The sequence below is a fragment of the Neorhizobium sp. DAR64872/K0K18 genome (genome assembly GCF_050500175.1).
Lineage (GTDB): Bacteria > Pseudomonadota > Alphaproteobacteria > Rhizobiales > Rhizobiaceae > Neorhizobium > Neorhizobium soli.
Map to the genome: position 1 here is coordinate 400,903 of NZ_CP191446.1, position 22,278 is coordinate 423,180.

The 22,278-nt window shown below is 61.8% G+C and carries 14 protein-coding genes; 6 read left to right on the forward strand and 8 right to left on the reverse strand.

Translation table 11 applies throughout. From position 1 onward, the window contains the following. Positions 1–16 precede the first annotated feature (16 nt). A complete protein-coding gene (locus tag ACQY1P_RS07435; RefSeq protein WP_430255897.1) occupies positions 17–742 on the reverse strand; it encodes an anti-sigma factor in 726 nt (241 codons plus the stop codon). After that, positions 739–1,263, reverse strand: coding sequence for a sigma-70 family RNA polymerase sigma factor (locus ACQY1P_RS07440; RefSeq protein ID WP_184654331.1), 525 nt, complete (start codon positions 1,261–1,263; stop codon positions 739–741). The genes ACQY1P_RS07435 and ACQY1P_RS07440 overlap by 4 nt, the downstream gene beginning before the upstream one ends. 311 nt (positions 1,264–1,574) lie before the next feature. On the opposite strand from ACQY1P_RS07440, the gene ACQY1P_RS07445 reads away from it, so the two are divergent. After that, on the forward strand, positions 1,575–2,375 hold the full coding sequence (locus tag ACQY1P_RS07445; protein WP_430255899.1) for a DUF4394 domain-containing protein: 801 nt from the start codon (positions 1,575–1,577) through the stop codon (positions 2,373–2,375). Positions 2,376–2,435: 60 nt separating this feature from the next. Here the strand turns inward: ACQY1P_RS07445 and ACQY1P_RS07450 are convergent, their stop codons facing one another. The 4 genes from ACQY1P_RS07450 to ACQY1P_RS07465 form a co-directional block, all read right to left on the reverse strand. Beyond that, positions 2,436–4,238 (reverse strand): chloride channel protein, encoded by a 1,803-nt coding sequence (locus tag ACQY1P_RS07450; protein WP_082476242.1) that lies wholly within the window; start codon positions 4,236–4,238, stop codon positions 2,436–2,438. Positions 4,239–4,327: 89 nt separating this feature from the next. Then, entirely contained in the window at positions 4,328–5,140 is an 813-nt protein-coding gene (locus tag ACQY1P_RS07455) for a TIGR02186 family protein (protein ID WP_062453889.1), read from the reverse strand. Further along, positions 5,140–6,066, reverse strand: coding sequence for a sulfite exporter TauE/SafE family protein (locus ACQY1P_RS07460; protein ID WP_430255901.1), 927 nt, complete (start codon positions 6,064–6,066; stop codon positions 5,140–5,142). The genes ACQY1P_RS07455 and ACQY1P_RS07460 overlap by 1 nt, the downstream gene beginning before the upstream one ends. Positions 6,067–6,318: 252 nt before the next feature. Next, positions 6,319–10,233 carry a peptidoglycan-binding protein gene (locus ACQY1P_RS07465; RefSeq protein ID WP_430255903.1) on the reverse strand — a complete coding sequence of 1,305 codons (3,915 nt, stop codon included), beginning with the start codon at positions 10,231–10,233 and terminating at the stop codon, positions 6,319–6,321. A 485-nt stretch (positions 10,234–10,718) separates the two neighbouring features. On the opposite strand from ACQY1P_RS07465, the gene ACQY1P_RS07470 reads away from it, so the two are divergent. From ACQY1P_RS07470 to ACQY1P_RS07485, 4 genes are all read left to right on the forward strand, one after another. Continuing rightward, positions 10,719–12,512, forward strand: coding sequence for an acyl-CoA dehydrogenase C-terminal domain-containing protein (locus ACQY1P_RS07470; protein WP_430255905.1), 1,794 nt, complete (start codon positions 10,719–10,721; stop codon positions 12,510–12,512). 197 nt (positions 12,513–12,709) lie between these two features. Continuing rightward, positions 12,710–13,918 (forward strand): acetyl-CoA C-acetyltransferase, encoded by a 1,209-nt coding sequence (locus tag ACQY1P_RS07475; RefSeq protein ID WP_192087559.1) that lies wholly within the window; start codon positions 12,710–12,712, stop codon positions 13,916–13,918. A 2-nt stretch (positions 13,919–13,920) separates the two neighbouring features. Continuing rightward, entirely contained in the window at positions 13,921–14,304 is a 384-nt protein-coding gene (locus ACQY1P_RS07480) for a cupin domain-containing protein (protein WP_430255907.1), read from the forward strand. Between the two features lie 15 nt (positions 14,305–14,319). Next, on the forward strand, positions 14,320–16,533 hold the full coding sequence (locus ACQY1P_RS07485; RefSeq protein WP_430255909.1) for a 3-hydroxyacyl-CoA dehydrogenase NAD-binding domain-containing protein: 2,214 nt from the start codon (positions 14,320–14,322) through the stop codon (positions 16,531–16,533). 72 nt (positions 16,534–16,605) lie between these two features. Here ACQY1P_RS07485 and ACQY1P_RS07490 read toward each other — a convergent pair whose 3' ends face one another. Both ACQY1P_RS07490 and ACQY1P_RS07495 read right to left on the reverse strand, forming a co-directional pair. Further along, entirely contained in the window at positions 16,606–17,850 is a 1,245-nt protein-coding gene (locus tag ACQY1P_RS07490) for an OpgC family protein (RefSeq protein ID WP_430255911.1), read from the reverse strand. A 206-nt stretch (positions 17,851–18,056) separates the two neighbouring features. After that, a complete protein-coding gene (locus ACQY1P_RS07495) occupies positions 18,057–21,578 on the reverse strand; it encodes a PAS domain-containing hybrid sensor histidine kinase/response regulator (RefSeq protein ID WP_430255913.1) in 3,522 nt (1,173 codons plus the stop codon). A gap of 187 nt (positions 21,579–21,765) precedes the next feature. On the opposite strand from ACQY1P_RS07495, the gene mscL reads away from it, so the two are divergent. Continuing rightward, positions 21,766–22,209: a large conductance mechanosensitive channel protein MscL gene (mscL, locus tag ACQY1P_RS07500; RefSeq protein WP_062578996.1), complete on the forward strand. Its 444-nt coding sequence runs from the start codon at positions 21,766–21,768 to the stop codon at positions 22,207–22,209. Positions 22,210–22,278 lie beyond the last annotated feature (69 nt).

Genomic DNA, 22,278 nt, shown 5'->3' on the forward strand with positions numbered 1-22,278 from the left:
AGGCGGTTGCGCGCCTCTACCGCGCCAGCTTGGCAAACCCTTTGGCGAGGATCGGGCCGGTCGGCCGTCCGGTTGGCGAACCGCCCGCCTGTTCCAACGTGATCTCGTAGAGCTGCGTTTCCTGTGGTCGCGGCAGAGTGGAGCCGCTGAGTGTCGCCGAATGCGGTTGTTCGAGAAGACCGAGCGACATCGGCCCCATGTCACGCGAGGGCAGCGTCCAGACCTGCATCGTCTTGTCTTGCGGCACCGTAAAGTCGCTGAGCAGTCTGACACTTGCCGTGTCGTTGCCAAAATCCTCGACCACGGCCTGGATTTCGCCGGCCTCGTTGAGGAGCACGGCCACCACCAGCGGCTCGTTCACCCGGGTGACGCTCCAGACCAGACCACCGGCAAGGATCAGCGAAGCCGCGATCGCGGAGATCGCGGTTGCCCGCCAGCCGGAGCGGCTGTTGTCGTTGCCGGCGAGAGGCAGTCTCGGCGAAACCGACGCGAGAGACGGGGCAGCGGCGCCCGGTTGCTCCGGCAGACGGGAAGAGATCGCGTCCCACAGCGCCGAGGATACCGGAGCCGGCTCGACGCTGGTGTCGAGCGGCAGGAACCGCTCGCGTGCCCTGGCGACTGCTTCGGCAAGGCCGCCGTCGCGCTCGATGGCGGCTTCGACCTCGGCAGCCTCAGCCGCATCGAGAAGACCCAGAACATAGTCGTCGGCGATGGCCGGAAAGTCTCGTTCCTCGATCCTCATGCCATGCACTCCCGCAGCGAGGAAAGTCCGCGCCGGATCCACGATTTTGCCGTTCCAAGCGGAAGCTTGAGGCGTCCGGCGATTTCGCCATGCGTGTAGCCGCCGACATAGGCCATCAGAATGCCGCGTCGCTTGATCTCGTCGAGGGAACCGAGGCACTCGTGCAGACGGCTGTTGCGGTCGAGCTTGTGGAAGGAGGCCATGATCTGGTCCAGTTGCTCGCCGTCCTGCAGTGTCTCGAGCCGGTCTTCGCCGACCAGATCCTCACGCTTGCCGTCGCGCAACAGATTGAGTGCGCGGTTGCGCACGATCGCGTAGATCCAGCCGCGCGCCGATCCGCGGTCGGGGGAATATTGATGCGCATGCGTCCAGATGCGGATGAAGGCTTCCTGCACCACTTCTTCCGCCAGTTCCCGCCGCCGCACGATCCGCTGCGCAACAGCCACCAGCCGGCCGGCTTCATCGTCGAAGATGCGGCGCAAGCCCTGACGGTCTCCCGCAGCGCAGGCGGCAAGCGCCATCTCGAGATCGTGTGTTTGGTCAGTCACCAGGGCCAAGCCGCTCTCTCCCCATGCGCGTTCGCAGGAACGCGAATATTGTCTCTGTGCTGTTGCCACGGCGGGCATGGGCTCGTCCAGTCTCGAAAGGTTTACCGGCTGCAAAGTCGCCTTCGAACTTAAGGACACGCCAAACCGGAAAATGGATGCAGCGAAAAAATATTTTCGTCTGCTGCATCCAAACGTATCCTCCCGTGTGTCTCCCTTCTGAGAGCATCGGAAAGGCCATGCGCCGACATGCTCTCGTCAAAGGTTTCAACGGGAGAACAGACACCATGAAGACCCTTCGCCACGCTCTGATCGCATCCTCGATCCTCGCAGCTTCAGCCGTCACGGGCGCAGTTGCCGCCTCCGCCGCCCCGGTCCTCGGTCTCACCGGCGACAAGACGCTGGTGATGTTCGACACGGCAAAGCCTGAAGTCACCAAGACGATGGAAGTCACCGGCGTCACCAAGCTGGTTGGCATTGATTTCCGCCCGGGCAACAAGACCGTGATCGGCGTCACGCCGGAACACGCGATCGTCTCGATCAATCTCGAAACCGGTGCCGCCACCGAAGTCGCCAAGATGGACAAGATGCTGACCATGTCGGACGCTGCGGTCGTGGTCGATTTCAACCCGATGGCGGACCGCCTGCGCTTCATGACCGGCACCACCAACCACCGCGTCCATCCGGATACGGGCGCCGTCACGGTCGATGGGACGCTCGCCTTCGAAGAGGGCGACATGCACAAGGGCGAAGCCCCGAACATCGTCGCCGCGGCCTATACCAATTCGATCGGCAAGCCCGAGAAGACCGCGATGTACAACATCGATGCCACGATCGGCGCACTGATCCAGCAGACCAAGCCGAACGACGGTACCCTGAAGGCAATCGGCAAGCTCGGTCTCAAGGACAAGCCTGCGACCTACGCCTTCGATATCCAGGGTGAGGACGGCGGCAAGAACACCGCCTATCTCGCAGCCGGAAAGATGCTCTACACGGTCAACCTGGAAACGGGCGCTGCGACCGAAGTCGGTACAATCTCCGGCGTCGAGACCGATGTACGTGACATCGCGGTTCTACCTGCTATGTAATGCCACCGGCGGGGCGGGCCACAGCGGTTCCGCCCCGTCGACTCAAACGATGCGTGCCGCCTAGATCTCGCCCGAGATCTCCCGACGCCGTCGGTCCAGCTCTTCCGTATAGCGCCGCAGCGTATGACTTTCCGAAAGCTGGCCGATCACCTTGCGCTCGATCTGGTTGTTGACCACGGCCAGCGCTTCCGTCTCCGTCTTGTCGAACATCGCCGCTGCCTGCTTGGCATTCATGCTGCGCAGGAGAACGTCGTTCTTGAAGCGGATGAAATCGGCAAGCTGCGGCTTTTCCTCGCCGCCTTCGGTCGCCGCCGAATAGATTTCCGGCGTCAGCACCATGCCGATATATTTTTCGTCTTCGCCGACCATGATCACGCGCTGGGTTGATCCAAGCGGAAACTCCTTGCGAAAGTCCTCGAGCGTCATGGATGCCGGTGCCGTCTTCACGTCGGCGCGCATCAGCTTGTCGACGGTAAGGTTGCGGATCCACCCGACGTCATGGGCGCTGCGGATGCTTTCGCCGCGAAGGTGAAAACGCCAGGTCGCAAACGAGTAGCCGAATGTGGTGCGCACCACGACGGACGAGGTGATGACCGCGGCAAGCGCCAGCGCCGTGATCGGAAAGTCACCGGTCACTTCGAGCGCCAGGAAGGTCATGGTCAGCGGTCCGCCGATCACGGCAACGGCCATCGCGCTCATTCCGACCACGGCATAGATGACTGGCGTCAGCGTCGCATTGGCGAAGATGTAGGGTGTCGAATAGGCAAACAGCTTGCCGATCAGCGCACCGAGAAACAGCGAGGCAAAGAACAAGCCGCCACGGAAACCGGCGCCGATGGTAATGGCCGAAGCGACGGATTTCAGCAGAAGCAGGCCCAGCACCGCGCCAATCGCCATATTCTGGTTGAGGCTGGCATGCAGCGCGCCGTGACCGGCCGAAAGCACCTGCGTATCGATCAGCGCCAGCAGGCCCACCGCAAGTCCTCCGATCGCCGGCCGGAAGGCGGACGAGATGGAACTGGCGCGCGCCAGTTCCTCGACCTTGGTCACACCCTGCATGAGCAGGATGCCGCCGCCCGCACAGACGATGCCCAGCACCACCGCCGGCAGGTAATCGGCGGGCACGACGGTACCGATCTTGCCGATATCGATCATGAAGGCGTCGCCGACGAAAAGCCGGGTGACGAAGGTTGCCGCAAGCGCTGCGACGACGACGGGCGCGAGGCTCACGATCGTGTAGGTGCCGATGATCAGCTCGAACGCGTAGAAGGCGCCGGTCAGCGGCGCGTTGAAGGCGGATGCGATGGCACCGGCAGCACCACAGCCGACCAGCACGCGCAGATCCGTTCGGCGCAACTGCACCAATGACCCGATCTTCGACGCAATGCCGGAGGACAGCTGCGTATAGCCGGCCTCAAGCCCGATCGAGGTGCCGAAGCCGTTGGAGATCAGGTTCTGCACCGCGACGATGATGCTGTCGGTCAGTGACAGGCGACCGCCATGCAGCGCATTGGCCTCAATCGGGTCGACCATCGGCTTTTTACGCCACTTGCGCAGGATCAGGTACAGCAGGCCCATCACGACACCGCCGGCAACCGGCGCCAAAAGCACCGTCGTCGGCTCGAGAAACGCTGCCGAGCTTAAGCGCTCGGTGCTGCCGATCTTGAAGATCAGGACATGCAGCGCGTGCGAGATAAAACTCATCGCAGCGACCGCGAGGCCGGCGAGAACCCCGACAACGCCTGCGATCAGGATCAGGCCGAATTCGCTGCGCCTGATGACTGCGCGCAGTTCGGACGGCCGAAGCAGCGGACGGAGGAGGGACAGGGAAGCCAAAAGGCGTGCGGCGATCCGGCGGAACATGCTGACGCTCTGCATTGGAACTGTATGTTGCGCCCTAACTAGGGCGTGAGGAGAGGATTGGAAACCGTTCCGGCGAATTTGTTAGACGATCAGTCCTTGCGGAAGATGATGCTCGCGCCCCATCCGGTCACGACAGCGATCAACACGCAGAACAGACCGTAGGCGATCGGACGCTCGTGGGCTGCATCGGTGATCGCCTGCTCCAGGCCGGTCTTGACCACGCGCAACGGCATCTCCCGCTGAAAGATCAGGTCGCCGCTCTTGAACAGATAGGCGTGGACCATGTGCACGCCATCGGGCACGTTGGCTGGAAGCCGCAACGAGGCTCGGAACAGGCTGGACGAGACGAAGCGCACGCCGCTCGTGTCGCGCTGGTAAAGCCCGCTGTTGAGCTTCTGCCGGCGATAGGCCTCGCGGAAATCGCTGATCAGACCGGAATTCGGAATGTAGCCGGTGGGGTTGAGAGGCAGGTGTTCGATGCCGACCCCGATATTGTTGAAGGACGGCGCCTGGTGATCGAGGTCGTTCAGCTGGCGTGTGCTGGCGATCGAATAGCTCTCCGGCACCTGTTCGAACGTCATCGCCTGGGTGTTCATCCAGATCCCGAGCACGCGTTCCTTGCGCCGCACCGTGGCATAGTCGCGCGGACCTTCAAGCGTCACGACGATATCGTACTGACCGATCGCGAGCAGCAGCTCGTCCGGATTGGTAATGGCACCGAAGATGGTGAGGTCGGCGCCGCGGAAATCCGAGGTGATGGCAATCTCGCTCGACGATGCTCCGATCTCCAGCCCTTCCTTGATCGGCGAGGCCGTGTCGAACGGCGTCTGGGCCGCGACCTGCGTTGCCAGCGACAATCCGAATGAGAGAAGAAGAAGGAGGGAGAGGATCAGCCTGCGCATCAGTAGGACAGTCCTCCGACGGCGACCGAATAGACGTCGCTCGGCGTTGCGATCAGGCCGATCGCAAGACGGATGCCGACGGCGAGAACCAGCAGCGCCAACAGCGCGCGCAGCTGTTCGCCGCGCAGCTTCTGGCCGACGCGCACGCCGTATTGCGCGCCGATCACGCCGGCGACCATCAGGATCGTCGCAAGGACGATATCGACTGAGTAGTTGGTCGCCGCCTGAACCATGGTCGTATAGGCGGTGGTGAAGATGATCTGGAACAGCGAGGTGCCGACCACGACATTGGTCGGAATGCGCAGGAGATAGATCATCGCCGGCACCATGATGAAGCCGCCGCCGACACCCATGATAGAGGTGAGCACGCCGATGACGAAACCGAGCACGAGGATCGGGATGGCGGAGAGATAGATCTTCGACTTCTTGAACCGCATCTTGAAGGGCAGGCGGTGCACCCAGTTGTGCTGGCCCGGGCGTTTCAGCGGTAGCTGCTGGTTGTTCTTTGCCCGCCGCATGGCTCTGAGGCTCTCCTGCAGCATCAGCGCGCCGATCGTCGACAAAAGCACGACATAGAGAAGCGAGATGAACAGGTCGAGCTGGCCGATGCGCCGTAGCCAGGAAAAGATCCACACACCGACCGTCGCGCCGACAAGGCCCCCGGCAAGCAGCACCGTGCCCAGTTTCATATCCAGCGACCCGCGCCGGAAATGGGTGATCGCGCCCGAGATCGAGGAGGCAACGACCTGGTTGGCGCCGGTTGCGACGGCAACGACGGGCGGAACGTTGTAGAAAATCAGAAGCGGCGTGATCAGGAAGCCACCGCCGACGCCGAACATGCCGGACAGAAACCCGACAGCTGCACCCATGCCAAGGATGATGAAGATGTTCACCGAAAGCTCTGCAATCGGCAGGTAGACAGTCACGGCTGAACCTCGACACGTCGAAAAAGACAACGCCGTTGCAGGCGGCACGCATTCAAGATGGCCGTCGCTCTGGCTTTGGGGAACCCTTTCACAGACGCGATGAACCGCGCATGAAGGACACCCCGTCATGCGCTTGGCCTGGCGGGGTGTCAATTCGTGAATCCGCGGGGAAAACAGCAGCTTCAGCGTTTTCCATTGGGCGTGGCCGATAGTCCCCAGCCCGACCGGATTGGTCGTCTTACGGGTTGCTGGCTACTTGTTGCGTGCCAGCAATTCCCGAACCAGTGCGTCGTTGATGCGGCCGGAAGGCTCCTGGCCGATCGAGGACTGGAACGACTTGATTGCGCTTACCGTCTTGGCACCAAGCTTGCCGTCCGGCCGGCCGGCTTCAAAGCCGTTCTTGTTGAGGATCGCCTGGATGTTGCGGACGGCCTTTTCCATGTCAACAGATGCGGTGGTAAGACGCTTGCCGGCAGCCCATTCATCCGGAACAACAACGGCATTTGCCCGCGGCTCGGGTGTCATCACCTTCCAAAGGTCGACCTTGGCGCGGGCGCTTTCCAGCTGTTCCTTGCGCATGGCGTTGGCCACTTCGTCGCGCTTCTGGGCGGCGTCGTTGTCGCCTGCCTTTGCCGCAACGGCAAACCACTTGTAGCTCTCTTCCAGATCCTGCTTCACGCCGTTGCCGCGGGCAAACAGGATGGCAAGGTTGAACTGGCTGTCGGCGACACCGTGGTCGGCGGCCTGGGTGAACCACTTGACGGCCTGGGTGTAGTCAGGCTGGCCCGTGGCACCGGACGCGTAGAGAACGGCGAGGTTGTGCATGGCGCTGGCATTGCCTGCTTCGGCGGCCAACTGATAGTAGCGAACGGCTTCACCGAGGTTGCGCTCGACGCCCGTTCCCTTTTCGAACATGTTGGCCATGCGGTACTGGGCAGGCGCAAGACCACGGTCGGCGGCAAGCTTGTACCAGGTTGCCGCCTCTGCGAGATCAGTCTTGACGCCGCGTCCCTCGGTAAAGCGGGTGGCAATCTCGAACAGCGCGTTGGCATCGCCCGACGATGCGGCGTCGGCAAGCGATTTCGGCTCCAGGCCGACAGGCACGACGATCGGAGCCGGTGCCTCGATTTCAGCGGCAGCCGGCGCTTGTGCCGTGAAGCCGGCGTCTTCTGGAGGTGCCGGAGCAGCTTCGGCGGCCGGACGCATTGAAGCGAGGTCTCCGGCTGCGGGAACCGGATCGATCAGGTGGTTTGTCGCGGCGTCGGGCGCGACCGGAGGCGGCGTCGCTGCCACATCCTGTCCGTCACCATCGCTGGCTGCTGGGCTTACGGCCGGGGCCTGAGCGATGTCGACAGGAGCGGGAGGTTCGACTGGTGCGCTCGGAGCCTGAGCAGTCTCTTCCGGCACGGAGACCGGAGCCGGGGCTTCGAGTGCAGCCTGTTCGGGCGCGCTGTCGCTGCTTCCGGTCACGTTCTTGACCACCTGCATCGACATCATCACCAGCAGCACGGCGCCGACGGCCATCAGGATGGGGCGGCGATGCTGCGAAAACTTGGCAAACATGCCGGTCTTTTCGGACGGCGTGCCGGCAACCGACGTGGTCTGCGACTTGGTGGCTGAGCGAACGCTCTTGACTGCGTTGACCTGAGAGGGATCCGTCTCCTGTGCTGCGGCCTTGGCTGCACGACGGGCCGCGGCGATATAGTCAGCGCGGTCCGATTTGTCGGCCGTTCCGGGTTTCTCGCCACTGAAATCGCCGGCGGCCTGGCTGGCACGCACGCGCTCGAGGATCTTCTTGACGTCGGGAGCGCCCGAGCCCGGCTCCAGCAGGTCGTTTTCACGGCCGGCTGGGAGAATGTCGGCTGGATCGATCGAAGGCGTTGGCTCTATGACGGTGCGGGCCGGCTTTTCGCCTGCATCGCGGGTGCCCGACTTGAAACGCTTCGAGAGACCGGCCAGCAGACCGGGCTTGGCCGGCTCTTCCCGCGCGGCTGCAGGGGGCACGACGACCTCGTCGGTTTCGACGGGCGCATCTGCCAAAGCAACATTGCGGTCCTCGGCGCCGGCAAATTCCATCGCTGGAACGGACAGTTGCGCTGCGGCCGGCATCTTGGGATGGCGAAGCGGCTGGTCGGTCTGGGCTTCGCGATTGGCCGGCGCATCGCGATAGGCGGGCTCAAAACGGGCCGTGGAAATGCTGTCTTCCAGCGTGTCCAGACGATTGGCGATCTGCACCAGCGTTCCGTGCAAGGCCTCGAACGTCTGATGGCTGCGCGTTTCCGTGCCACGGGTCAGCTCTTCAAGGTGGCGAAGATCGTCGGCGAGGGCCGAAAGGGCTGCCATGTCGCCGGACGCGACGGCCATGCCGCCGGCCCCGGTATTGCGCGAATAGGCTTCGACGACGGCTTCTGCGGCCTGCCGTGCGGCTTCCAGAATGTACTCGTCGTTGGTCGACATGTAGCTTTCGATTGCCGAGAACCGATGCTCGAAACCATCAGGTAGCGCAGTGGCCGAAGATGTCTGCGGCTCGCTGATCAGGCTCGAAAGATGCGCAATCTGGTCTTCCAGGCTACGCAGGGCGTTTTCGTCGCCGCGCGGTGCGCTGGCTGCTTCGTCCAGTCGCATGGCGATGTCGGTCAGCCGGGTTTCCAACCGGTCGAAGGCCCGCTCGTCGGTGGCAGGCGCCGGGCGATATTCGATCTCGTCGATACGACGGGCGAGATCATCCAGCCGCTCGCCCAGCATGTCGTTGATCGAGTTGTGATCAAGACCATCGATCTTGCGCGAGATATCGGCGAGGTGGTCGGAAAGCTCGGTCTGATACGCGGGCTTCTGCGCCTGCGTCAGCATGACCGAAAGCTGGTCGAGCCGCTCTTCCAGCCGCATGGCGGCCTGTTCGTCGGAGAGTTCCTCGATCCGCGCGGTCAGCGCTTCGATCCGTCCGGACAGCATCTCGCTCGGATCGGCAGCAGCCTGGCTGATCTGATCGACCTGCTCTGCGATAGCGACGATCCGGCCGTCGAGCTTCTGCATGAAAGCCTGGTCGAGCGTGGCTGCAGCCGAAGCACGGCTGCCGGCGGCAACGGCGCGAGTGATTTCGTCGAGACGCTCGTCGAGAATGGTGAACTGCTCGGCAAGCAGTTCGTCGGATGGCTGCATGCGGCTGCCGAGTTGCTCCATCGCGGTCGCGATCGCAATCAGCTTCTGCTCCAGCGCGCGCAGCGCGGGGCTGTCGTTCATGCCGCCAAGCTGGGTCTTGATGTCGTCGATCCGGTAGGCGAGCTGCGAAACCTCGTCGCGCAGAAGCTCTGGCTCAAGCCCGTGGATTCGCTCTTCCAGCCCTTGCCAGCGGCTTTCCATGCGCTGCACGGAATCTTCGCGTGCCACGCCATCCATGACCTGGGCCATGACATTGCGCAGTTCCTCGAACTCGGCGCGCAGGGCCTCCGCATCGGGAGAATTGCTGTAGCCCAGCTGACTAATGCTGTCGGCAAGACGGGAGAAATCGCCGCGCAGGTCTTCGGTGCCGCGATGATCTTCGGCAATCGAGCGGATCGAGCGGATTTCGGTTTGCAGTGCGCCCATCTCGCGGGCGACGCCTTCGGCGATGTCCTGCTTCAGTTCATGACGCAAGCCGACCAGCGCTTCGGCGATTTCGCGCATGGAGGCGCCATCGGTCGCCTGCTGGCGGGTTTCCCGCATTTGCATATCGCGGCTGGCGACGGCCCGCTCGAAGCGGCTCGCAGAAACTTCGGTGGCAGTTGCCGCAACCGGTGCAGCCGGACGGCGCTCCTGGCTGGGACGATAGGCTTCCGGCGGCGTGATCTTATCGCGGAGTGGTGATTGGACGGGTTGGCGGACCGGTTCGGCCGCATGCGACTGCTGTGCGCTTGCCATGCGCTCGCGGGCCGATCCCAGCATGCGCTGGCGCTCGCGGATTTCCGCCAGCGGGTCGGCAAAGCGAGGCGCCGCTGGCCTCTGCATCTGCGGGGGCTGCACGGACGCCGGTTTTTCGAGGCGCGGGTCGGAAGCGGGCTGGCGGCGTTCGCGCCCGGCGCCCGACATCAGATCCTCGATTCGGGCCTCCAGGCCCTCGATCGTACGGTTCAGGGCGTCAAGAGAGGAGCGTTCGCCCGGGCGGTTAGGATTCGATCGTGATCCGTTCATGTGCTCGCTCGCTTCCGCGTTTTACCTGCCGACGCTCGGTTTCAGCCTCATCCGCCGCCTATTGGCACCGGTGAATCACATCCATATTAGACATTTCTTACGCAAGGCTTGCCTTATGAAAGAACGACTCATTCGTTGGATGGATTTGACTGACCTCCCGTAGTCCCCACTATTTCCAGAAACGTAGTAAATAAATCGTTAATGTTCGTTAAGATCTTAACCTTTTTGCCACGATTCCGCATGTTTGCCCGGATGACACGGGTTTCGACGATGCTATCACTGTGATGCAGCGCGGCGGGCGCGACTTCCTCGGCAGTGCAGGCGAAAGCACCTATTAGGTGATGCTAACGCCGGGTCAAAATCGGCTCGCGATATGAGACTCCAACTGTTTGACGTTTACGCGAACGTCAATTAAGTAAGTGCAGGAGACGACGGGCTGCGATGCCCGGGAGGAAGCGTCAGGCTAATCTGGAGGATGGATAACGATGCCCGTCTATAAGGCACCGGTAAACGATACACTTTTCGTTCTGAATGATGTGCTCGGCTTGGAGCGTTACGGCAACCTGCAGGGTTTTGCCGATGCGACGCCCGACATGATCGAGGCGATCATCGGCGAGGCGGCGAAAGTAGCCGAAGAGGCCCTGTTCCCGATCAACCTTTCCGGCGACCGGGAAGGCTGCACCCGCAACGACGACGGCACTGTTTTGGTGCCCAACGGCTTCAAGCAGGCCTATGACCAGTATGTCCAGGGCGGCTGGATCGGCCTGGCCGTACCGGAAGAGTTCGGCGGCCAGGGCCTGCCCTACACACTGCATGCCGCCGTCGGCGAATACATGTCGTCGGCCAACATGTCGCTGATGATGTATCCCGGCCTGACGCAAGGGGCGATCGCCGCCATCCTCGTCCACGGCACGGACGAGCAGAAGGCCACCTATCTGCCCAACATGGTCGGCGGTAGTTGGTCGGGCACCATGAACCTCACCGAGCCCCATTGCGGCACGGATCTCGGTCTGCTGCGCACCAAGGCGGTGCCGCAGGTTGATGGCTCCTACAAAATCTCCGGTCAGAAGATCTTTATCTCCGCCGGTGAACACTCGATGACCGACAATATCGTGCATCTGGTTCTCGCGCGGATCGAGGGCGCGCCTGAAGGCACCAAGGGCATCTCGCTGTTCATCGTGCCGAAGTTCATGGTGGGCGATGACGGTTCGCTCGGAGCCCGCAACGGCGTCAGCTGCGGTGCGCTCGAAGAGAAGATGGGCATCCACGGCAACTCCACCTGCGTCATGAACTATGACGATGCCACGGGCTATCTGATCGGTGCCGAGAACAAGGGTCTCTCGGCCATGTTCGTGATGATGAACGAAGCCCGCCTCGGTGTTGGCCTCCAGGGCCTGTCGATCGCGGAAACCGCCTATCAGAACGCCGTCGCCTATGCCAACGAGCGTATCCAGGGCCGTTCGCTTTCGGGCGCGAAAGCGCCGGATAAGAAGGCTGACCCTATCATCGTCCATCCGGATATCCGCCGCTCGCTGATGACCATTAAGGCCTTCAACGAGGCAGGCCGCGCCTTCGTTTTGTGGACGGCGCTGAAATCCGATATCGCCCACCGCTCGCAGGACGAAGCGGAACGCCAGAACGCCGACGATCTCCTCGGGCTTGCCACGCCGATCCTCAAGGGCGTGCTGACCGACAAGGGCTTCGATCACGCGGTCATGGCCCAGCAGGTCTTCGGCGGCCACGGCTATATCGAAGAATGGGGCATGAGCCAGTATGTCCGCGATGCCCGCATCGCGATGATCTACGAAGGTGCCAACGGAATCCAGGCGCTCGATCTGGTCGGTCGCAAGCTTGCCCTCAACGGCGGCCGCGCCGTCATGGCCATGTTCAAGGAAATCGGTGATTTCTGCGAGGAAAACCGCGGCGACGAGGCGATGGTTCTCTACACCAAGGGCCTCAAGAAGGGTCTGAACGACCTGCAGGCCTCGACAATGTGGTTCATGCAGAACGCCATGGCCAAGCCCGACAATGCCGGTGCCGGCTCGACCGACTACATGCACCTGTTCGGCCTCGTCACGCTCGGTTACATGTGGGCGAAGATGGCGAAGGCAGCTCAAACCGCATTGGCCGCCGGGGACCCGCGCGAAGAGTACCTGAAAGCAAAGCTCGTCACGGCGAAGTTCTATATGGAGCGTATCATGCCGGAAACCGCGCTGCGCAAGGTGCGCATCGAGGCCGGCGCAGACACCATGATGGAACTGGCCGCCGAGGCGTTCTAAGCGTTGGCTACCCCCTCTGGCCTGCCGGCCATCTCCCCCTAGAAGGGGGGAGAAAATGTGTGGCGACCGCTCGTCCCGATTGAACATCGGCGGCGCGGCGGGATAAGCCCTCCTCCTTGTGGGGAGGGTTTGGGAGGGGTCTTCTCTCCCGCAGTGAAACAAAGGCAATGTAATTTGCCACCAAGGGAGATGACACCATGACCGAAGTCTTCATTTACGATCACGTGCGCACGCCGCGCGGTCGCGGCAAGAAGGACGGCTCGCTGCACGAAGTGCCGGCCGTCCGTCTCGCGGCAAAGACCCTCGAAGCCATCCGTGATCGCAACGGGCTCGATACGGGAGCCGTCGACGACATCATCATGGGTTGCGTCGATCCGGTCATGGATAGCGGCGCCGTCATCCCCAAGGCCGCAGCCTTCGAAGCGGGATATTCGACCCGGGCGCCCGGCATGCAGATCTCCCGTTTCTGTGCGTCCGGCCTCGACGCCGTCAATTTCGGCGCCGGCAAGATCGCGGCCGGATCCGACGACATCGTCATTGCCGGCGGCGTCGAATCGATGTCGCGCGTCGGCATGGGCATGTCCGGCGGCGCCTGGTACATGGACCCTTCGGTCAACTTCCCGTCCTACTTCATGCCGCAGGGCGTCTCGGCCGATCTCATCGCCACGAAATACGGGTTCTCCCGCGATGACGTCGATGCCTATGCCGTCGAGAGCCAGAAGCGCGCCGGAAAAGCCTGGGATGCCGGCTACTTCAAGAACTCGGTGATCCCGGTCAAGGATCAGAACGGCCTCACCATTCTCGACCGCGACGAGCATATGCGGCCAACCACCGACATGCAGGCCTTGGCCTCGCTCAATGCCTCGTTCCAGATGCCCGGCGAAATGGGCGGCTTCGAAGCCGTCGGCATTCAGGCGCATCCGGAAATCGAAAAGATCAATTACGTCCACCACGCCGGCAACTCGTCTGGCATCGTCGATGGCGCTGCAGCCGTCCTGATCGGCTCCAAGGCCGGCGGCGAAAGCATGGGCATCAAGCCGCGTGCCCGTATCCGTGCCTTTGCAAACATCGGCTCCGACCCGGCGCTGATGCTGACCGGCCCTGTCGACGTCACCGAAAAGCTGCTGGCCCGCACTGGCATGACGATTGCCGATATCGACCTGTTCGAACTCAACGAGGCCTTTGCCGCCGTCGTGCTGCGCTACATGCAGGCGTTCGACATTTCCCATGACATCATCAACGTCAATGGCGGTGCGATTGCCATGGGCCACCCGCTTGGCGCAACCGGCGCGATGATCCTCGGCACCGTCCTCGACGAACTGGAACGCCGCGATCTCAACACCGCATTGGTCACGCTCTGCATCGGCGCCGGCATGGGCACCGCGACCGTCATCGAGAGGGTCTGATCGTGAGCTTCAATACGGGTACAATCGAAGATGAGTTTGCGCATGTTGACGACCACTGGTCTCCACGCGTCATTGCCGATCTCAACGGACAGAGCGTGAAGGTCGCCAAGGTCAAGGATCATCTGACCTGGCATTCGCATCGCGACGAGGACGAACTGTTCCTCATCTGGAAGGGCGAACTCACGATCGAATATCGGGACCGGCCGCATGTCCATATGAAGGCAGGCGACTTCCATGTCGTTCCGAAGGGCGTCGAGCACAATCCGGTCGCGGCCAATGAGTGCTGGATACTCTTGTTCGAACCGTCCGAGACGAAGCACACCGGCGATGTCGTGGTCGAAAAGACCAGGACGTTGGAAACCCAGCGCAGCCATTTGTCGGCCTGATAGGGGAGGAACCCAATGACCTACACCAACTTCACCATCGAAACCGACGCCGACGGCATTGCTGTCGTGACCTGGGACATGCCGGGCAAGTCGATGAACGTCTTTACCGCCGAGGTGTTGGAAGAACTCGACGCGATCCTGAAGGCAACCGTCGCGGATGCCGCCATCAAGGGCGTTGTCTTTACCAGCGGCAAATCCTCGTTTTCCGGCGGTGCCGACCTCACCATGATCCGCGGCATGTTCTCCATGCTGCAGGAAGCGACCGCACAGGACCCTGCCACCGCCAAGCAGAAGCTGTTCGAGGTTGCAGGGCAAATGACCTGGCTGTTCCGCGCCATCGAAACCAATGGCAAGCCCTGGGTATCGGCCATCAACGGCACCTGCATGGGCGGCGCTCTCGAGCTGTCGCTGGCCTGCCACGGGCGCGTCGTCGCGAATTCCAAGTCGGTCAAGCTCGCGCTGCCTGAAGTCAAGGTCGGCATCTTTCCAGGCGCCGGCGGCACGCAGCGTGTCTCGCGCCTGACCGATGCCCAGTCCGCCCTGCAAATGATGACGACCGGTCAGACGCTGACGCCGCAACGCGCCAAGGCGATGGGTCTCGTGCATCAGGTCGTCGAACCCGATCAGCTCGTGACCGCTGCAAAGCAGATGATCAAGGATGGTTTGAAGCCCGTCGCTCCGTGGGACGAAAAGGGCTTCAAGGCACCCGGCGGCGGGGTCTGGACGCCGCAGGCTGCACAGCTTTTCCCGGCGGCTCCCGCCATCCTGCGCCGCGAGACGGCAGGCAATTATCCGGGCGCGCTCGCCATCCTCAAATGCGTCTACGAGGGACTTCAGCTGCCCTTCGATACGGCGCTCAAGGTCGAGCAGCGCTATTTCACGCAGATCCTCGGCACCACCGAAGCCTTCTCGATGATCCGTTCGCTGTTCATCTCGATGCAGGAACTGGGCAAGGGCGCCCGTCGTCCGGCAGGCGTTCCAAAAAGCGAATTCAAGAAGGTCGGCGTGGTCGGCGCGGGCTTCATGGGTGCCTCGATTGCCTATGTGACGGCTGCCGCCGGCATTCCCGTCGTGCTGATCGACCAGAGCCAGGAAGCAGCCGACAAGGGCAAGGCCGTTTCCGAAAAGCTGGTGGCCGACAGTGTCTCTAAGGGTCGCCTGACGAAGGAGGAGGGCGAAAAGCTCCTCTCGCTCGTCACCGCCACGCCGGACTATTCGACACTTGCCGATGCCGATCTCGTCATCGAGGCGGTGTTCGAAGACCGCAAGGTCAAGAAGGCCGTGATCGAAGCGGTCGAAGCGGTTATTCCGGAAACCACGATCTTCGCGTCGAACACCTCCACCCTTCCGATCTCGGGCCTCGCGGAAAACTCCAAGCGTCCGGACCAGTTCGTCGGCGTGCATTTCTTCTCGCCGGTCGAAAAGATGATGCTGACCGAAGTCATCCTGGGCGAAAAGACGGGCGACAGGGCACTTGCCGTGGCGCTGGATTTCGTCGGCAAGATCAAGAAGACGCCCATCGTCGTCAACGACACGAGAGGCTTCTTCGTCAACCGCTGCGTCTTCCGCTATATCAACGAAGCCTATGACATGCTGGCCGAAGGCGTGCCGGCAGCCATGATCGAGAATGCCGCCAAGATGGCCGGCATGCCGGTCGGCCCGCTGTCTCTTAACGATGAAGTGGCCGTCGATCTCAGCCAGAAGATCATGAAGGCCTCGATCGCCGATCTCGGCCCCAACTCGGTCAAGCCGGAACACATGGCGCTGATCGACAACATGGTCGATGTGCTCGATCGCCGCGGCCGCAAGAACGGCAAGGGCTTCTACGACTACCCCGCCAAGCCCGCGAAGAAATCGCTCTGGCCCGGCCTGAAGGAGTTCTATCCACAGAAGCCAGCTGGAGACGTCGACGTCTCCGTGCTGAAGCAGCGCTTCCTCGTGACGATCGCACTGGAAGCCGCCCGCACCGTCGAGGAAGGCATTGTCACCGATCCGCGCGAAGCCGATGTCGGCTCCATCCTCGGCTTCGGCTTTGCCCCCTATACGGGTGGCACGCTGTCCTACATCGACGGCATGGGTGTGAAGACCTTTGTCGAACTCGCCGAAAAGCTGGCCGCGCAATATGGCAGCCATTTCAAGCCGACACCGCTGCTCATGGACATGGCGGCGAAGGGCGAGACCTTCTACGGTCGGTTCGACCCCTATGCGAAAGTCAGCCAGGCGGCCTGACGTCGCCGTCAAGCGACCACAAAAAAGGGCGGCTTGGAGCCGCCCTTTTTTGTATGCGAACGATAGTCGTCTTTACCGGATGACCATCTGCTGCGGAACGCTCTGGGCCGCCGGCTTTGGCGACTTCAGGTTCTTCGCAGGTGCCGGCTCCGCCGTGCCGAGCAACTTGTCGCGCTCGCGCCATAGGGCAGGGATCGAGAGAAGGCCGACGGCGGTCAGTGCAATCGCAGTCTTCGTCCACTCGCCGAGTTCCGGCGTACGACCATCGAAGTAGTATACGAAGTAGACGATCGCGACGTGCCACACGTAGACATAAAGCGAGTGGCGGCCGAGCAGGCGCAGGTACCGCAGGGTGAACACCCAGGTCACAGCAGACGCGATGTTGCGCACCCAGTTTGCCTTGTGCTGCGGACCGGCAACGAGCAGCCAGGTGACGAGAAGACCCATCGCGGCGAAGTTCAGGAGATAGACCGGACCGAAATCGGCACGGATTTCCATCGATGCGAACTTGCCGATCATGTAGGCCGGCATCAGCTCGTTGGCGGTAATCAGGCGCAGCGGCAGGAAGAACATCACCAGCACCAGCGCCACCTTGGGGATGAACGTGTTGTCTGGCGACAGGATCTTGCCCCAGTTGATCTTGCCGGACGAGGTCAACGCACCGAGAACGAGGCCCGAGAAGAACACGATCTGCCAGCCGAACAGGTTGAACGACACGCGGATGCCCTGATCGTCCGAGCCCATGATCAGCTCATTGATCGGGATCGTTGCGATCTGATGCAGACCCAGCTGTCCGGCCATCCACAACATGATCGAGGCGGCGACCACGTAGTGCCACTTGTCATCAAGCACCAGCTTGATGAGCATCGGTGCAAACAGCATGTAGACGATATACTGCGGCAGGATGTCCATGAAGGTCGGCTGGTATAGGAAGGTGGCGATCGCAGCGAGACGCAGCGGATCGTCGAAATTGGTATAGCCCAGCCAGTTGAACCAGACCGAATAGGCCCCCGGCAGCAGCATCTGCGCCACCAGCACGGCGATCACGATGCCCATGGCATAGCGATAGAGCTCGAAGGCACGGCTGTAGATCGCAGTGCGACCGGCGGCATATCCGCCTTTCATCATCTTGCGGGCATAGACCATGCCGATCATCAGGCCGGACAGGAACACGAAGCCCTGCGCATCCTCGACAAAAGCAAGCTGATTGTGGTTGATTTTGACCAGGAAGTAGCCACCGGCAAATATCAGGTGGTTGAGAACCATAAATACAAGGAAATATCCCCGCATCCCGTCAATGATCTCGAATCGTTTCATCGGTCGCGGTCTCCGTCTCTACCGGTTCCGATGGCCTCGTGCCTTTCGGTCCGTAAGGCCTCTTCGGGCCGGGAAGTCACGCGCCTAAACGTCGCGACGCGCTGGAGAGTTCCGAGCGACACTCGCTTTGTATCTGACGTTCAGACATTTCAACCGTAAACAGTCTGTGATGACTATTCGATGAACAGCTTTTTAAGCAGTTTGCGTCATTCCGCCGCGAGACGCCGCAGACCGGCGATCTGGGTGAGGTAAGCGCGCAGCGCCGCCGGTCGCACCGGCTTGTGCTGCAGTGAAATGCCGTGTTTCTCAGCCTCGTTGCGCACATCCGCGGACCGATCGGCGGTGATGAGCAGGGCCGGAACATCGGCCTCGTAAGCGGCACGCAGCGACTGGATCGCCGCGATCCCGTCGCCGTCATCGAGATGATAATCGGCGATAATGATATCCGGCGCCGGCTCACCCGAACGGATGATTTCGTCCAGCGCCGTGATGGACTGCGCTTCCCTGACCGTGCAACCCCAACCCGTAATCAACAGCGCCATCCCCTCCAGAATCTTCGGCTCGTTGTCGATGCACAGAACCCTCAGCCCGGTCAGCGGCTGCGAGCGTTTTCGCCGTTCAGGCCGCTCGGAGGCTTTCGCCGTTCGCGCGACCGATGCGTCGAGCGGCAGATCCACCCTGAAGATGGTTCCGCGACCGGGCCGCGATGCAAGCTGCACGGGGTGGTCGAGCACGCGCGAAATACGGTCGACGATGGAAAGACCAAGGCCGAGACCGGTTGCGGTTTTCGCCCCTTCGTCGAGCCTTGCGAATTCCTTGAACACGGTCTCGAACTGGGCTGCCGGAATGCCGATGCCGGAGTCGTGCACTTCGATCGATACTCGCCCGCCATGCCGCCTCGCGCCGACCAGAACCTTGCCGCTAATTGTGTACTTGATTGCATTGGACACCAGGTTCTGCACCAGCCGGCGCAGGAGATTGGCGTCGGAGCGAACCCTGAGTGAGGTCGGCATCACCACGAAAGTCAGGTTCTTCTCGCGCGCCATCGGCTCATAGTCGGTCGCGATGCGGCGCAACAGATCGTCGAGGACGATGGTTTCAAACTGCGGCTTCATTGCGCCGGTGTCGAGCCGCGAAATATCCAGTACCGCCCCAAGGATCGCCTCGACCGATTCGAGCGCGGAATCGATGTTGCGCACCAGCGGACCGTTGCGGTCGGCAGGCGTCATGCGCTCGACCAGCGCGGATGAGTACAGCCGCGCGGCATTGAGCGGTTGCAGGATATCGTGGCCGGCAGCGGCAAAGAAACGTGTCTTGCCGATATTGGCTTCCTCGGCCTCGGCACGCGCCTGGCCCAGTGCATGGTTGACGCGGGTCAGCTCTGAGGTGCGCTCTGTCACCCGCTGTTCGAGCGTTTCATTCGCCTGTTTCAGCGCCTTTGCCGCCGCAACTCGGTCGGAAATATCTGTGAAGGTTGCAACGATGCCGCTATCCGGCATCGGGTTGGTGCGTACTTCGATGATCCGCTCGCCGCTTGCAACGACAAGCGAGAACGACGCATCCAGCGTCTTGAACCGGTTGACCACATCCGCCTGTTCGTCTGCAGGAATGTCACCCCGGTCCGAAAGCATCGCCACGATTTCTGAGAGCGGAAATCCGACCTGTCCGACCTGGTCGGGAAGGTCGAGAAGATGGCGAAAACGCCGGTTCCAGATCGTCAGCCGGTCGGCGCTGTCGAACACCGCAATCCCCTGGTCCATCTGCGAAAGCGCCGTCTGCAGCATGTCCTGGTTATACTGCAGGGCTTCGCTCGCCTGGTCGAGCAGGAAAGCGGTATCGGCACTGGCATCCTCGGCCTTCTGCAGGATCAGCGACAGAACCAGCCGTGCGGAGGAAGAGCCGATCGCGCTGCCCAGCAGCTGTTCGGAGAAATGCACCAGCGCCATGTCGGCCGGCTGGTCGTCCTCGAAACGGCGTCCTGCGGTGCGCTCATAGTGGGAAAACGAACGCTGCATGCGCTCCTCGCCGAGATAGCGCGCAATCGTCGCCTTGAGGTCTCCCACGCTGACACGGGTCTTCCAGCCGCGGGTCGCAAACTCCGAGCGCAGATGCCGCTTGACGAAAATCCCGGCCTGCAAACGCTCCACGGGCCGTGGATTGCGTGACAGAGAGCCGAGCACGAAGGCCAGCATGTTGAGCGCCAGACTGAAGATCGTCGCGTTGACGAGAGGATCGGTTTCGGGACCCGAAAATATGCCGGTGCCGGGGATCAGGAAATTCAGCACGGCCGCGGCGATGTGGGAATTGTCCGGTCCGCCGAGGCTCGGCACGAACAGTAGATAGGCCCAGGCCGCAAACCCGAGGCACATGCCAAGGATTGCGCCTCGGGCATTGGCCCGGCGCCAGATCAGCCCGCCGAACAGCGCGGGTGCCACCTGCGCGATCGCCGCAAACGCCAGAAGGCCGATCGAGGCAAGACCCGATTGGGTGTCCGCCATCCGGTAATAGCCATAGCCGAGAAGCAGCACGGCGAAGATCGCGAGCCGTCGGATATTGAGAAGTGCACGGGTGAAATCGGCACGACCCCCATGCGCCGAGCGTGCCGCCATCAGCTTGCGGCGCAGGAAAACGGGAATGATGATGTCGTTCGACACCATGATCGACAATGCGACGGATTCGACGATCACCATCGCGGTGGCGGCGGAAAAGCCGCCGATGAAGGTGATCAGCGTCACGACCGGCAGATTGCCGTGGAGCGGAAGCGTGAGAATGTATAGGTCGGCATTGCCGGTTCCACCGAACGTGACCAGTCCGGCAATCGCCACCGGCAGCACGAAAAGGTTGATCGCGACGAGATAGATCGGCAGCAGAAACGAAGCGACCTTGCGTTCCCGATCCGTGCGGTTTTCCACGACCGTCACATGGAACTGCCGAGGCAGAAGCAGGATGGCGAAGGCCGAGAGAAGTATCAAAATCAGCCAGCGGCTGAGGGGAGTTTCGTAGGACAGTGCCGAGGTGATCAGGAGGTTGTCGGCAGCCTTGGCCATCAGGTCTGCAGGACCGTCGAACAGCACGAACAGCACCGTCAGCCCAACGGTTGCAAAGGCGAAGACCTTGACGACGGATTCCATCGCCACTGCCAGGATCAGACCGTCCTGATGCTCCGTCGCATCCGTATGGCGGGTGCCAAACATGACGGCGAAACCGGCCATCAGCAGTGTCACGATCAAGGCCAGATCGATGAAATGCAGGTTGCCGCTGCCAATCCCGTAGTCGGAGGGATTGACCATCACGGCGACCGAACTCGACACGGCTTTGAGTTGCAACGCGATATAGGGCACGGAGGCCACCAGCGCGATGATCGCGACAATCATCGCGACAGTCGAATTCTTGCCATAGCGGGCAGCGACGAAGTCGGCGACGGAGGTCAGTTTCTCGGCTTTCGCGAGTTCGACGATGCGTCGGATCAGCGGCATGCCCAACGTCAGCATCAGGATCGGGCCGATATAGATGCCGAGGAATTCAATCCCGCGACGGGAAGCCAGACCCACGCCACCGAAATAGGTCCACGAGGTGCAGTAGATCGCCAGGCTGAGCGCATAGACCACGGGCCGGCCGATCTTCGGCACGCCCACGACGCGACTTCTCCGGTCGCCATAACTCGCGACCGCAAACAGCAGCAGAATATAGGCGAAAGCGGCGACGATGATCACCCAGCCCGAAAGCATGTCTCCTCCCCGCAATGCCGCGACGCGGATGAGATTAGGTCAAAAGCAAGGGTTTGCAAATCGCCGCGGCATTGGCAAAAAGTCCAATGCCTGGTCATCTTTAAGTCTCTGTCTTTTTCACCTTTTCAGCAAGTGGTGATGCACTATGTTGGGGCGGATCAACAACCCGAGCAGCAGGGGTAATGCTATGTCCGTTGTTTCCGAATTCCGTTCCTTTATCGCCAAGGGCAATGTCGTCGATCTCGCCGTCGGCATCATCATCGGCGGCGCCTTTACCGGCATCGTCACATCACTGGTCAACGATCTCGTCATGCCGGTCGTAGGTGCCGTGACAGGCGGTGGCTTCGACTTTTCCAACTACTTCGTGGCGCTGTCGAGTGCGGTCACAGCGCCCTCGCTGGAAGAAGCCCGCAAGCAGGGCGCCGTCTTCGCCTATGGCAGCTTCATCACGGTCGCGATCAACTTTCTCATCCTCGCCTTCATCATCTTCCTCATGGTCAAGGGCGTGAACAAGCTCCGCGCCATGGAAGAAAAGAAGCCTGCGGACGCCACACCGGCCCCGCCGCCGGCCGATATCCAGCTGCTGTCGGAAATCCGCGATCTTCTGAAGACGGGTAACCCGATCCGGTAATCCAACCGCGTCAACAGATCGGCGATCCATCAAGAAAAACGATCGCCGATCCACGGATTGTCATGGGAT